Annotated in this window: 10 protein-coding genes; 5 read left to right on the top strand and 5 right to left on the bottom strand. The window is 64.9% G+C overall.

The window, feature by feature from the left end:
* Positions 1 to 22 precede the first annotated feature (22 nt).
* Positions 23 to 1,438 carry a hypothetical protein gene (locus ACZ415_RS01080; RefSeq protein ID WP_344702669.1) on the bottom strand — a complete coding sequence of 472 codons (1,416 nt, stop codon included), beginning with the start codon at positions 1,436 to 1,438 and terminating at the stop codon, positions 23 to 25.
* A 187-nt stretch (positions 1,439 to 1,625) separates the two neighbouring features.
* Between ACZ415_RS01080 and ACZ415_RS01085 the strand changes: the two genes are divergently transcribed.
* Positions 1,626 to 2,462, top strand: a complete 837-nt coding sequence (locus ACZ415_RS01085; protein ID WP_344702667.1) for a J domain-containing protein — start codon at positions 1,626 to 1,628, stop codon at positions 2,460 to 2,462.
* A 64-nt stretch (positions 2,463 to 2,526) separates the two neighbouring features.
* Positions 2,527 to 2,958, top strand: coding sequence for a hypothetical protein (locus ACZ415_RS01090; protein ID WP_344702665.1), 432 nt, complete (start codon positions 2,527 to 2,529; stop codon positions 2,956 to 2,958).
* Here ACZ415_RS01090 and ACZ415_RS01095 read toward each other — a convergent pair.
* Positions 2,875 to 5,313: a mechanosensitive ion channel family protein gene (locus ACZ415_RS01095; protein ID WP_425552715.1), complete on the bottom strand. Its 2,439-nt coding sequence runs from the start codon at positions 5,311 to 5,313 to the stop codon at positions 2,875 to 2,877. The two genes, ACZ415_RS01090 and ACZ415_RS01095, sit on opposite strands and share 84 nt — an antisense overlap.
* A gap of 76 nt (positions 5,314 to 5,389) precedes the next feature.
* Here ACZ415_RS01095 and ACZ415_RS01100 point away from each other — a divergent pair, with 76 nt between their 5' ends.
* Positions 5,390 to 6,397, top strand: a complete 1,008-nt coding sequence (locus tag ACZ415_RS01100; RefSeq protein ID WP_344702663.1) for an amidoligase family protein — start codon at positions 5,390 to 5,392, stop codon at positions 6,395 to 6,397.
* 49 nt (positions 6,398 to 6,446) lie between these two features.
* Positions 6,447 to 7,121: a gamma-glutamyl-gamma-aminobutyrate hydrolase family protein gene (locus ACZ415_RS01105; RefSeq protein WP_344702661.1), complete on the top strand. Its 675-nt coding sequence runs from the start codon at positions 6,447 to 6,449 to the stop codon at positions 7,119 to 7,121.
* On the opposite strand, the gene nfi is transcribed toward ACZ415_RS01105, so the two are convergent.
* Positions 7,090 to 7,791, bottom strand: coding sequence for a deoxyribonuclease V (gene nfi, locus ACZ415_RS01110; protein ID WP_344702659.1), 702 nt, complete (start codon positions 7,789 to 7,791; stop codon positions 7,090 to 7,092). The two genes, ACZ415_RS01105 and nfi, sit on opposite strands and share 32 nt — an antisense overlap.
* A 73-nt stretch (positions 7,792 to 7,864) precedes the next feature.
* Positions 7,865 to 9,565, bottom strand: a complete 1,701-nt coding sequence (locus tag ACZ415_RS01115) for a DEAD/DEAH box helicase (protein WP_344702657.1) — start codon at positions 9,563 to 9,565, stop codon at positions 7,865 to 7,867.
* Between the two features lie 598 nt (positions 9,566 to 10,163).
* Between ACZ415_RS01115 and ACZ415_RS01120 the strand changes: the two genes are divergently transcribed.
* Positions 10,164 to 10,724 carry a PRC-barrel domain-containing protein gene (locus ACZ415_RS01120; RefSeq protein ID WP_344702654.1) on the top strand — a complete coding sequence of 187 codons (561 nt, stop codon included), beginning with the start codon at positions 10,164 to 10,166 and terminating at the stop codon, positions 10,722 to 10,724.
* A gap of 59 nt (positions 10,725 to 10,783) precedes the next feature.
* On the opposite strand, the gene ACZ415_RS01125 is transcribed toward ACZ415_RS01120, so the two are convergent.
* Positions 10,784 to 11,698, bottom strand: coding sequence for a LysR family transcriptional regulator (locus tag ACZ415_RS01125; RefSeq protein ID WP_344702652.1), 915 nt, complete (start codon positions 11,696 to 11,698; stop codon positions 10,784 to 10,786).
* Between the last annotated feature and the right edge of the window lie 218 nt (positions 11,699 to 11,916).

Raw genomic sequence — 11,916 nt, forward strand, 5'->3', positions numbered from 1 at the left:
TCCCCGGCTTTGACCGACCCGCTCAGGCATCGTCACTGTCAGCCACCTTTTCCACATCGACGATGCCTGACCGGCTGACCACGACCTTCCAGCGCGCCAGACGCGCGCGGCCGTGGTTTTCCGTTTGCCGCACCACCAGATTGAACAGATGACGGCGCTCCACCCGCTCGCGCACGGCCTGGCCGTTTTTAAGCCGATATATGTGATGGGCGCTGCGGCTCATCAGCTGGGTCAGCAGCGACATGTCCAGCGTCAGGGTTTCCCGGGTATGGCGGTAGCCGCTTAAAAAGCGCGTCGGCGACATCCGCGAGCGGGAACGGTAGTGCAGCACCATTTCTTCACGCTGAGTCACCTTGCGCCGGCGCATATCGCGCACGTCGCTATCCAGCGCGGCATAGCGCTTGTAATCAAACCATTCCAGCTGGCGCCCGACCGGCTCGTTGCGCGTAGCGTCGCGATACTCCCGCCGCCACTTGGGCCGCCCCTTGCGCAGCCAGTGCCACAGCGTATTGCGCAAGTCGTCTTTGAACACCTCGCGCATGGCATACAGCACCGCCATTGCCAGGATGAATAAAACGGTAATATCACCCAGCTGATCGCGCACCTGCAGCACGCCAAACGATACAAACGCCATGGCGACCGCCGTTGCCAGCGCCTTGACCGCCTTTTGCTCGCCGCTGCCAAGCTCTCGGGTGCGCTGCCTTAGCGTAATCGGATGCTCGATCAGCCGGCGCAGCAGGCGCATCTTGTTCGACATCCGCGTCGCGTCCTGCCTTACCCGCTCGGCGTTATACTGCTGGGCCCGGCGGTAGTCGCTTTCACTTTCGCAGATGGCAATCAGCTCGCGCTTCAGCGACGTAAGCGCCGCGCGGCGCGGCATGTGGGCGACCAGCGCTAAAAGCTGCTGTTCGGTAAACCACGACACGTAATTATCGATATTGGCAAAGTATTTATACAGCCGCTCGTCTTTGGGGCGGTTACGCCGCAGCCGCTTGAGAATACCGTCGCTTAGCGCCTGCATTTCACGCAGCGACTGGGCAAACGCCTCTGTGCTGGGCGCTTTGGTCGGCGCGTCTTCCTCGGCCGTCGACGCCTGCTTAAGCTTGCGCGCGCTGTCCAGCAGCGTGCGCGTGGTGCGCTCCAGCGCCTCTACGTACTGGTAGGCATAAAGGCTAAGGCTCAAACGGTAGGAGGCGCTGTCCAGGCGGTTACGACTGGCAAGCCGGCTATGCACCAGCGGCAGATGGTGCTCGTCGCTGTAATAGGTGCGCGCGGTATGAATGGCGCTGTGATAAAACACTTCCTCGGCGATCAGCCGCGTACTAAGCCCCAGCTCGCCGGGCACAAACAGATACACGTCAAGCGTGTGGGACGTTTCTTCTTTCAGATACCGCGACAAACGCAGTTGAAAGCTGTCTTTACGCTCTACGTGAACCACTTGGGCCTCTCTTGTGGGTTAGCGGGCTTGTCGGTTATCGGCGGGCCATCCGCCGCTCGGCAGACTTGCCATCCGCCGCCGGTCACGCCACCATTGCCGACTATTCGCGTCTTGCCTACTGTTTTATCTACTGCCTTGCCTACGGTCTTGACTACGGTTTTGGCCAATGATCGCCGGGAGCCAGGGAATGCCGATTGCCCGCTTTTCAACCTTTGAGCTGGTGCTGCTACAAAGCCACCAACAAGCGGATACGGCAACGCTTTTGCTGCTGGCCTGGGTGCTTGATCACTGCACCACGCTCACCCCGCATCAGCGCTATTGGCGGCTGGCGCGAAAGGCTGAAGGGCTTGCCCACGGGCATGATCTGGCCCCGCTTTTGCGCATTGCCGGCCAGCGCGACACCCACGCCGTACAGCTCGCCGCCGAGGTGCTGCACCGCCAATGTAGCGCCGAGCAGGGGCACGGCATCATTCAAAAGGCCATCGCACTGGCCGTGGAAAACGGCCGCCTGTCGCCTGCCAACCACTACATTCTTCGCTTTCTGGCCGACCTGCTTGGCATCCCGCCGGCCATGCTGGAAACGCTTTTCCAGGCGCTCACCGGCAGCGCCCTGCCACCCCCGGACGACCCCAGCCGCGAGGCCTACTGGCGCGCGCGCAACACCGCCTACTACCGGCGCCAGGCCGAGCGAGACGCCGAACAGGCCCGCGCGCAGCAGCAGCGCGAGCAGGAGCAGGAGCAGGAACAGGCCCGCCAGCATCAGCAAAAAGAGCGCGAACGGCGCGAACGGCACGGCCGCGCGTCCGCCGCGGCGCCGGATCGCACCCTGCAAGCACTGGCGATTCTCGGACTGGACCCGGGGGCCAGCCGGCGCGATATTCGCCGTGCCTATCGGCGCATGGCCCAGCTGCATCATCCCGACCGTTTTTTTGCCGAAAGCGAGCAGGCCACAGCCCGGGCGTCGCAGCGTTTTCAGCGCATCAAAAAGGCCTATGATTACCTTATGCAGCGCACGCCTGCCTGACACGGCGCCTGACCGCGTTGCCGCACGCTGCCTGGCGCCATCAACACCGACACGGAGCCCGCCCATGCGAGATTTGTATCAGCGCCTGTCCCTGCCGCCGGACGCCACCGACACCCAGATTCGCCAGGCGCTGGAGGCCTGCTCCAACCGGGCCCTGCAAAAAGACGCCAGCGCCGTACTGACGGTGGCTGAACATCGCCAGGAGTATGACGCGCTGCACGCCACGCTCGCCGATATCGGCCGGCTGCGCGCACGCCTGGGCCTTTGCCACGGCGCCCACTGGCAGGGAAGTATCGCCCATGATTTTGCCCGCTCACCGGGCGAGGCCGTTGACCAGCACCAAGCACTGCGCCGGCGGGTACGCCAGGCCGCCGTGCGCTACAGCCGCTGGCAACGCCTGGGCGGCCCCTGGCTAGCTGCCGTCGCCCTCATCGCCGCTGCCTGCGTGGGTTTCGCCGGCGGGCTCGCCCTGTGTCTGCGGCTGGGTGCGATATAGCGCCTGTTCGCGGGCCTTCTCCTGCCTTGTGGGCTTGGGCGCGGGGCGAGGCGGCGTGGGCCGGTGGGTCTGCTCCGGCGCCTGCTCACTGGCACCGGCCGGCGCTTCGCTGGACACGGTATCGTCCAGCGCTGTCACTTCGTCGCGGCTTGAGCTTTCGTCATCCCAGCGCTCGGAGCTGGCTTCCATGCTCAAGCTGATGCGCGGCACGCCCAGATCCACCTGCTGGGCTTCCATACGCTGTTTCAGCAGCAGATTGAACGCCCGGGCCACGTCCCACTGCATTTCCGGCGCGGTACGAAAGCGCATGCGCAGAATCGGGCAGCCGTCTTCAAAGGCGTGAATGCCCTGCATTTCCAGCGGCGCCCAGATGTAGTGGCGCATCATGGGGTTGTTACGCAGCTCTTGGGCGGTTTCCTGCATCAGCGTGATGGCGTCGTCGATGCGCATGGTGTATGGAATGCGAATCTTCATCAGCGCAATGCCGAACTGGCGCGACATGTTGTGAATGGAGTCAAAACGGCTAAAGGTGATGATATGCACAATGCCGTCCAGGTCGCGCAGGCGCACGGTGCGCAGCGTCAAGCCTTCAACGGTGCCCATGTGGCCGTTGATCTCGACGAAATCACCTACCGCCAATGAGTCCTCGATCAGGATAAAAATCCCGGTAATCAAGTCCTGCACCAGAGTCTGGGCGCCAAAACCGATGGCCAGACCGATCACACCGGCACCGGCCAGCAGCGGCGTTACGTTAACGCCCAGATTGGCCAGCCCGGCGATGCCGGCAATGACCAGGATGGTGACAAAAATCACGTTGCGGATCATAGGCGTGATGGTCTGGGCCCGGGCCTGGTTGACCCGCCGGCCCTGGGAGCGCGCCGAGGACACCAGCGCCCGCTGAATGGCGGTGTCGGCAAAGATCCACACCAGCCAGGCAATCAGCACCGTAGCCCCCAGGCTTACCAGGGCCTGGCCGATACGCGCGCCGGCCACGCCGTCCCGGGCAATGCCGAACAGCGAGCTGCCCCACACCTGCATGAACAGCTCAGCAAACACCATCCAGGCACAGATGTGTGCCAGCACAAAGCCCACCCGCGCCAGACGGCGGCGATATTCCCGGTAGCGCGGCGGACGCCGGCGCTTTTGGCGCCGCTCGCCGTGACGGCGCAAAAGCCCGGTCACCACCAGCGTCAGCACCAGCAGGCTCGCCGAGATAATCGAGCGCGCAAGCGCTGTACCCACATCCCCCACGCTGATGAAAATCGCCAGCAGCGAGCCGCCCACCAGCAGCAGCGCCGGAATATGCCAAAGCCCGCCCAGCGCCCGGCTCAGCTCAATGGCGGTACCTGCGTCCCGGCGCTGACGATAGCGGCGATTACAGATCAAATGACGAATCGGGCGCTTGAATTTGATAATAAAGCGCGCCGCCACCAGCGCTGCCAGCATGTTGGCCAGCACCGAGACCAGGCTGGAAAAGTCCTCGCCCAGCATGCCGACCAGTCGGCTGGAAATCAGCGCATCACCCAGCGCGATCAGCGCGCCGATCACAAACAGCCCGCGCAGCGCACGCTCCTGGAGCAGACGCACGGCGGTAAAGCGGTGGCCGCTGCTGAAAAAGGCAATCACGGTTTCAAACACCACCGACAGCGCCCGGCCGCACACGCAGACATACGCCAGCACCAGCACCACGGTACGCCCCGGGCTTGGCGACATGATCTGGCCCAGGCTGAACACCACGGCGAAAGCCAGCGTCCAGGGCAGCATGCGGCGAAAGAAGTGGATCGCCATCAGCCTGCCGGGCGGGTTTCGCGGCAGATCATGGGGCCAGCCCCGGCGCGTGGCGAGCAATCGCCCCGCGGCAATCATCACCACCAGCAGCACCGCCCAGAACGTGCCCAGTACCGCACCGTCAACGACGGCGCGAATCGTGCCGTCACGTCCGGGCCGGTTGAGCAGCTCGCGCAGCTCGTTTCCCCCTTCGCGCAGCTGCTCTTCCCACTGTTCAATGGGTGAGCCGCCTTCCTGGGCCTGCTCGTTAATGTCGGTGAGGGTATCGGCAAGCGCCCCCAGCAGCCCCTGGCGGCCGCCGCTTTGCTCCACCGAGGCATCGGCGGCGGTTTTGAGATCGCGCAGGGACTTGAGCAGCTGCTCGCGCTGCTGGCTGTCTTCCAGCGTGGCAATGATGTCATCGAGCGACTTTTGCAGCGATGCGCTATCGGGCTTTTGCTCCTGAGAGGCCTGCGGGTTAAGCCCGGGAATCGACACGCCCTGGGCCTGAGCCGGCGAGGCCAACATCAAAGTCGCGGTAAGAAGCGCCAGAATCAGTGCGCTAAACGTAAGAAAGTGCTGTCGCACGTGGCTCTCCTGAACGTGTGGGTCCTGCCCGATATGATAGTCTAGCCGCTCGTTGATCAATTCCACAGGACGCGAGATGACGCTGCAAGCGCCCCCCACCCCCCGCAATCCCCAGGGCCAGATGCGCCGTGTCGGCGTGGAAATCGAGTTTGCCGGCCTGCCGCCCCGGGATACCGCACTGATTGTACGCGAGCTTTTCGGCGGTGAGCTTAACGCGGAGAGCCCCCACCGGCTACAGGTAAGCAACACCTGCTGGGGCGAGTTTGTCATCGAGCTGGACACCCAGTATGCCCACCCTGACCAGAAAGTGCTCGATGACGGCGCCGCACTGGACGGCGAATGGGCGCGCCACCAGCATCAGCTGCGCGCCGAATTTCACGCCAAGGCCCGAGAGCTGATCGGCGATATGGTCACAGGGCTTGTGCCGACCGAGATCATCTGCCCGCCGGTGCCCTGGAACGAGCTGGAGCGCCTGGACCGTCTGTTTGACGCCCTGCGCGAACACGGCGCCAAGGGCACCGATGCCAGCCTGCTGTACGGTTTTGGCCTGCACCTCAACCCGGAAATCGCCTCGCCAAAAGCCGACGACATCCGCGCCATGCTCCAGGCCTATATGCTGCTGGCCCCCTGGCTGCGCGACGAAATCAAGGTCGACATCACCCGCGAGGTGCTGCCCCACGCCAACCCCTTCCCCAAGGACTACGCACTGAAGGTGCTTGCCGCCGACTACCGGCCTGACATGACCGAGCTTATCGACGACTACCTGCACGATAACCCCACGCGCAACCGCGAGCTGGATATGCTGCCGCTTTTTGCCCACCTCTGCCCCGAGCATCCCCACGCGCTGCTGCACAGCGGGCTTACCAAGCCCCGGCCCACGTTTCACTATCGGCTGCCCAACGCGCAGCTCTCCGAGCCCGAGTGGGGGGCGGTCACCGAGTGGAACCGCTGGGTGGAAGTGGAAAAACTCGCCGCCGACCGCCAGGCCCTGACACAGCGCAGTGCCGCGTACGTTGCCGACCACGGCCGTCCGTTTTATCGCCGCTGGCTTGACGCGCTGCTGCGCCCCTGGCGCTCGCGCTGATCGATACGCGACTTCTTTATTCGCCACCCACCAGGAAAACCCAAGCCGTATGTCACGTCCTCTTATCGGCATCACCACCTCCGACCGTAAAAGCCGCCTGGCCTGGTGGTTTGACTGGTTCGCCGTCTGGCGTCACGGCGGCCGCCCGCTGCGCCTGTCGCCGAACCGCCCCCGCCCCGAAAGCCTGGACGGGCTGATCATCGGCGGCGGCGATGATATCCAGGCCAACCTCTACGACGCCGAGCTCCAGCTTGACGTGCGCGTGGACCCGCTGCGCGATGAGCTGGAGCTGGCGCTGCTGGAGCACTTCATCCCCCGGAACACGCCGGTGCTGGGCATCTGCCGGGGCGCTCAGCTGATCAACGTCCACCTCGGCGGCACCCTGGACCCGGACATCTATACCACCCACGAAGGGCTCAAGCGCCGGCGCACGGTGCTGCCGCGCAAGACCGTAGACATTACCGAAAACAGCCGCCTGCACCGGCTTCTCGGCGTGCGCTGGTGCCGCGTCAACAGCCTGCACCACCAGGCGGTCAACCGCGCAGGCAGGGGCGTGGATATCGTCGCCCGGGACCGCAACGGGCTGGTGCAGGGCATCGAGTCCCGGGAACACGACTTTCTTATGGGCGTGCAGTGGCATCCGGAATGGCTGATTTTCAACCGCCCACAGCAGCGTTTGATTCGCGCGCTGGTCAGCGCCGCCCGGGCCCATCGCGGCGGCTAGCCAGGCGGTCTGCCTGCCGCGTGGGCTCGGGCAGCTTGGTGCGGTACAGGCAGCGCTTGACCCACTCAAGCGCCGCTGCCTGGCTGATCCGGTGGCCGGGCGAGACGTACAGCGGCTTGACCCGGGTGCGCGAGCGCAGCACCGTGCCGATCCGCTCGCCCTTGTCTTCAAGCCACACGCTGTCACCGCGCGTCTCACCCACCTCCGCGTGGCGGCCGCAAAGCCGCGACTTGGCCACCCCGACGGTGGGCACGTCCAGCCACAGCCCCAGGTGCGAGGCCACGCCCAGCCGGCGCGGGTGAGCCAGCCCCTGGCCGTCCACCATCACCAGCTCAGGGGTGGTTTCCAGCCGGGCACAGGCCCCCAGCGCCGCCGGCGTCTCGCGAAACGATAAAAGCCCGGGGATGTAGGGCATGCGCGTAGGCTCGCGGTAAACCACCTGCTCGATCACCTCGAACGGCGGCCCCGCTTCGCGCCATTTCAGCACCACCGCCGCGGCTCGGGTGGTAGCGCCGCTGTCTTCAAAGCCGATATCCACCCCGGCAATATGGCGCACCGGCGCTATGCGGTCTGACCGCTCCACGCGCGGCGCCAGGCGCTTTTGCAGCGCTACGGCCTCGCCCGGCGTCAGATGCCAGTCGTGCAGGGGCTGCGGGGGCAGCAAAGGCATAAGGACCTCCTGATAGCGAAACACCCCCGTGCCGTAGGCACGAGGGTGTCAGCGTTTCGCTCAGCGCCGTGGCTCAGGCATGTTCGCGACGGCGAACCGGAGCCTCACCGTCCCGGCGGCGGCGCGGGGCGCGTTCTGCACCGCCCCGGTCTTCGCTGATTTCCAGCGGGCGCCCGGAGACTTTTGCCCGGGCCATCTTGGCCAGCAGCGATGCCGGCAGGCCCTTGGGCAGCTCGACCACGGAAAAGGCGTTGCGGATATCGATACGCCCGATGCGCGCCCCTTCGATGCCGCCTTCGTTGGCCAGCGCACCGACCAGCTGGCCGGGCTTGACGCCGTCCTTGTGACCCACGGAGACGCGGTAGCGGGTCATGCCTTCGCTGGGGCCGCGATCCCGGCGCGGGCCGCTCGCGTTACGGCCTTCGCGCGGGGCGCGCTCTTTACGCGGCGCCTGCAGCCGGCCGATCGGCGCTTCGTCGGCGCGGGCCATCTGGGCAAAAGCGCAGGCCAGCTCGACGGGATCATGGCCTTCCTCGACCAGGCGCTCGACCAGCGCTCGCTGCTCGTCGGCGCCCTGGGTCAGCGATGCCACCACGCGCTCATGGAAGACGTTGTCCCGATGGGCACGGATCGCCGCTTCGTCGGGCAGCGCCATGTCGGTCATTTTCTGGCCGGTGGCCTGCTCCATCCAGCCAACCTTGCGGCCTTCGCGGAAGCCGGCAAAGGTGATCGCGATGCCGCTGCGCCCGGCCCGGCCGGTACGCCCGATGCGGTGGGTGTAGGCTTCGCTGTCCTGGGGCAGATCGTAGTTGATCACGTGGGTGATGCGCGGCACGTCCAGGCCGCGGGCGGCCACGTCGGTGGCGATCAGCACGTCGACCTTGCTGCGCTTGAGCCGCGTAATGGTGCGCTCGCGCAGGCTCTGGTCGAGATCGCCCGACAGGCCGGCGGCGTTGACGCCGCGGGCGGTCAGCTGCTCGACAAGGGTGGTGCAGGCCGCACGGGTGCGCACAAAGACGATGGCGGCATCCACCGGCTCGACTTCCAGAATCCGCGACAGCGCTTCCAGCTTGGCGCCGCCGTCCACGCGGACCACGCGCTGCTCGATGTTGTCCGCTGTGGTAGTGCGCGACTCGATGGTGACCTTGACCGGCTCCACCAGATAGCGGTTGACGATACGCTCGATTTCGGTCGGCAGCGTCGCCGAGAAAAACACCCGCTGGGCGTTTTGGGGCGTGTCGGCCACCACGCGCTTGACGTCGTCGATAAAGCCCATGCGCAGCATTTCGTCGGCTTCGTCCAGCACCAGCGCGGACAGACCGTCAAGCTTTAGGCTGCCGCGATCCAGATGATCAATCACCCGGCCCGGCGTGCCCACCACAACCTGGGCACCGCGGCGCAGCGCGGAAAGCTGCTCGCGGTATTCCTGACCGCCGCACAGGGTCGCCACTTCCAGCCCCTTGATGTTCTGGCCGTACTTGCCAAACGATACGGCCACCTGCTGAGCCAGCTCGCGCGTGGGGGCCAGCACCAGCACCTGGGGCTCGCGCCGATCCATTTCCAGCCGAGACAGCAGCGGCAGTGCAAAGGCGGCCGTTTTGCCCGTGCCGGTCTGAGCCTGGCCCAGCATATCGCGGCCTTCCAGCAGCGCGGGAATGGTTTTTGCCTGAATCGGCGATGGCTCTTTATAGCCCTGGCTTTCTACTGCGGACAAAACGGCGGGCAATAGGGCAAGATCGCCAAAACTCGGCGAAGCGACAGAAGTCGAGGTCATTAATCACACCTTGGTAGGCCGGCCATGCCGGCAAAAATCATCAAAAGCGTCTCTGACTCCGGGCCTGAACGATGCCGGCCAAGCCGGGCATTGCCGCCGCATCGGGCGTTAGCAGGTAACAGGAGCCGGTTTCACGCGGTCCGCTTCAGCAACGGCTGACAGCTCAACAACGGCTGAAAACAAGGAGTCTGAGACGCCGGTCGCACCTGGCATAGGGTCGGCGCGTGTATACGGCGCCGGCCACTGTGGCGACCTTCTGCGCTCGCCTTACCGCTGAGGGCCAAGGCCAAGCGCGCCATCTTCACATCAGTCAGCATCCGCAACGGCCGATGCTGCTCATACGCTCGGCGGTCAATGCCGGCGCTACGTCGTGATGGAGGGGTCAACACATGCGAGGAGCGCGCACTCTATCACCTCTGCCGGTGCCACGCCAGCTTTTTACCGACGCGCCTGCAATAGCGCTGCCGCTTTCATCGTTTTTATCTATTTGCGACTTTGCAGTCTTGCGCTGGCCGTCTAGCGTGTAAGGAGCGAGCGAAGCGCTGCTGCCCTACCGGCAGCACCGCCGGAGCCGAACTCACCAACAAGGAATCACGCCATGCGCCAACATATTCTGATGACCTCACTTGGCCTTTGCGTGCTCAGCATTTCTTTGGGCACACAGGCACAAAGCACCCGGCCGAACGCAAACGCCGACCCCCAGGGCATCTATTCCGCCGACAGCATCATGGAGGCTGATGTCTATATCGTGAACGGCTCGGATAAGCCGATCGGCGAAGTCGAGGATATTCTGCTCGACGAGCAGATGAAGGTATCCGGCCTGGTGGTGGAAAGCGGCGACATTCTCGGGCTTGGCGGCCGCGAGCTGGTCGTGGCCACGCCCTATTTTTCCCTGCAGACCTACGCCGACAAAGAAGACGACGACGTCAACCGTACCGAACACCGGGTCATGATCAACGCCACCTCCGAAGAAATGGAGCAGTTCCCGGCCTATAGCCGCGACTGGTGGCAACAGGCCAAGGCCAACGCCAAGAGCGCTTGGCAAACGACCCAGCAAGGCGCCGAAAGCGCCTGGCAAACCACCCAGAAAAGCGCCAGGGAGATTTGGCAAAAAACCCGGCAGGCCACCTCTGACATGACCGAGGACAGCGCCAACTAGCGCGCCCTGCCGGACGATCGGCGCGGCCGGCGCCTTGATGAACCGGGCTGGGCGCGCCGCTATTCGCGCAGGTGCTCAGGCGGCGTTTCTTCCAGACGTGCGACCGCCTGGCGCAGCGCCTGCGCCATGGCCCGGGTGGCCGGGCCGGCGCGATCGCGATCAGTGAAGTAAAGCTGCATGGGCACGTGGCGCACGCCGCCGGCGGTTAACGGCAGCGCTTTCAGCGAGCCTTCACAGAGTGCCGCGGCGATTCGGGTTTCCGGCAGCCAGGCAAATCCCAGCCCGCGCCGGACCATATCCAGCGAGGTGCTCAGGTGCCCTACCGTCCAGCGCCCTTCCGCCTTTAGCCAGCCGGCGCTGGTGGCCTGTTTCAACGCGGAATCGCGCACCACCAGCTGGCGGTAGTGTGCCAGATCGCGCAAATCCAGCCGGCGCCCGAGCCGGTGCAGCGCATGCCCCGGGTGGGCCACGGCAATAAAGCGCACGCTGCCCAGCGGCTCGCCCAGCACATCCCGGGCTTGCAGCCCCGTTACCACCAGATCGGCCCGGCTTTCCTCCAGCATCTCAATGCCGCCGTTGAGCACGCTTTCATAAAGCTGCACGCGCACCTGCGGATAGCAGCAGGCAAACGTTTCCAGCGCGCTTGCCTGTGCCGCTTCGGGAAAAATCTGGTCGATCGACACGACCACCTCGGCCTCCAGGCCCGACGAGAGCCGCTGAGCCACGTCCTCAAGGGCCGTGGCGTGCTCGATCAGCTGGCGTGCCCGGCGCAGCAGCAGCTTACCGGCGTCGGTCAGACAAACCTGGCGCCCCACCGGCTCAAGCACCTTGACGCCAAGCTGCTCCTCTAGCTTGTGCACCGCATGGTTCAGCGTAGAAGGGCTTTTGTGAACGGCCTGGGCTGCCCGGGCAAAGCCGCCATGATCGACCACGGCAACCAGCATCTGCCACTGGGCAAGAGTGACGCGCGACATGACATTTCCTCAAAAAACACGGCGCTGACGAGACGGCCGCACCGCGGCGGCCGCTGCGCAGTCTGCCCGTAACGCGCCGGGCATGCCAACAAAACGGTGGCTCATCTCATGCGTAGCCGTTTTGACGATAACGCAAAATCGCCGGGCAGCAGAATGTCCAATTTTCCCCCTCAATGAAGCAGGTAGCTTAATATTATTGTATTAAATATCGCCTCTGT

The sequence above is a fragment of the Halomonas cibimaris genome (genome assembly GCF_055379665.1).

Bases quoted from the DNA above. Each gene is read 5' to 3' on its own strand.
- ACZ415_RS01085 (WP_344702667.1), top strand. From the start codon at position 1,626: ATGCCGATTGCCCGCTTTTCAACCTTTGAGCTGGTGCTGCTACAAAGC.
- ACZ415_RS01090 (WP_344702665.1), top strand. From the start codon at position 2,527: ATGCGAGATTTGTATCAGCGCCTGTCCCTGCCGCCGGACGCCACCGAC.
- ACZ415_RS01100 (WP_344702663.1), top strand. From the start codon at position 5,390: ATGACGCTGCAAGCGCCCCCCACCCCCCGCAATCCCCAGGGCCAGATG.
- ACZ415_RS01105 (WP_344702661.1), top strand. From the start codon at position 6,447: ATGTCACGTCCTCTTATCGGCATCACCACCTCCGACCGTAAAAGCCGC.
- nfi (WP_344702659.1), bottom strand. From the start codon at position 7,791: ATGCCTTTGCTGCCCCCGCAGCCCCTGCACGACTGGCATCTGACGCCG.
- ACZ415_RS01115 (WP_344702657.1), bottom strand. From the start codon at position 9,565: ATGACCTCGACTTCTGTCGCTTCGCCGAGTTTTGGCGATCTTGCCCTA.
- ACZ415_RS01120 (WP_344702654.1), top strand. From the start codon at position 10,164: ATGCGCCAACATATTCTGATGACCTCACTTGGCCTTTGCGTGCTCAGC.
- ACZ415_RS01125 (WP_344702652.1), bottom strand. From the start codon at position 11,698: ATGTCGCGCGTCACTCTTGCCCAGTGGCAGATGCTGGTTGCCGTGGTC.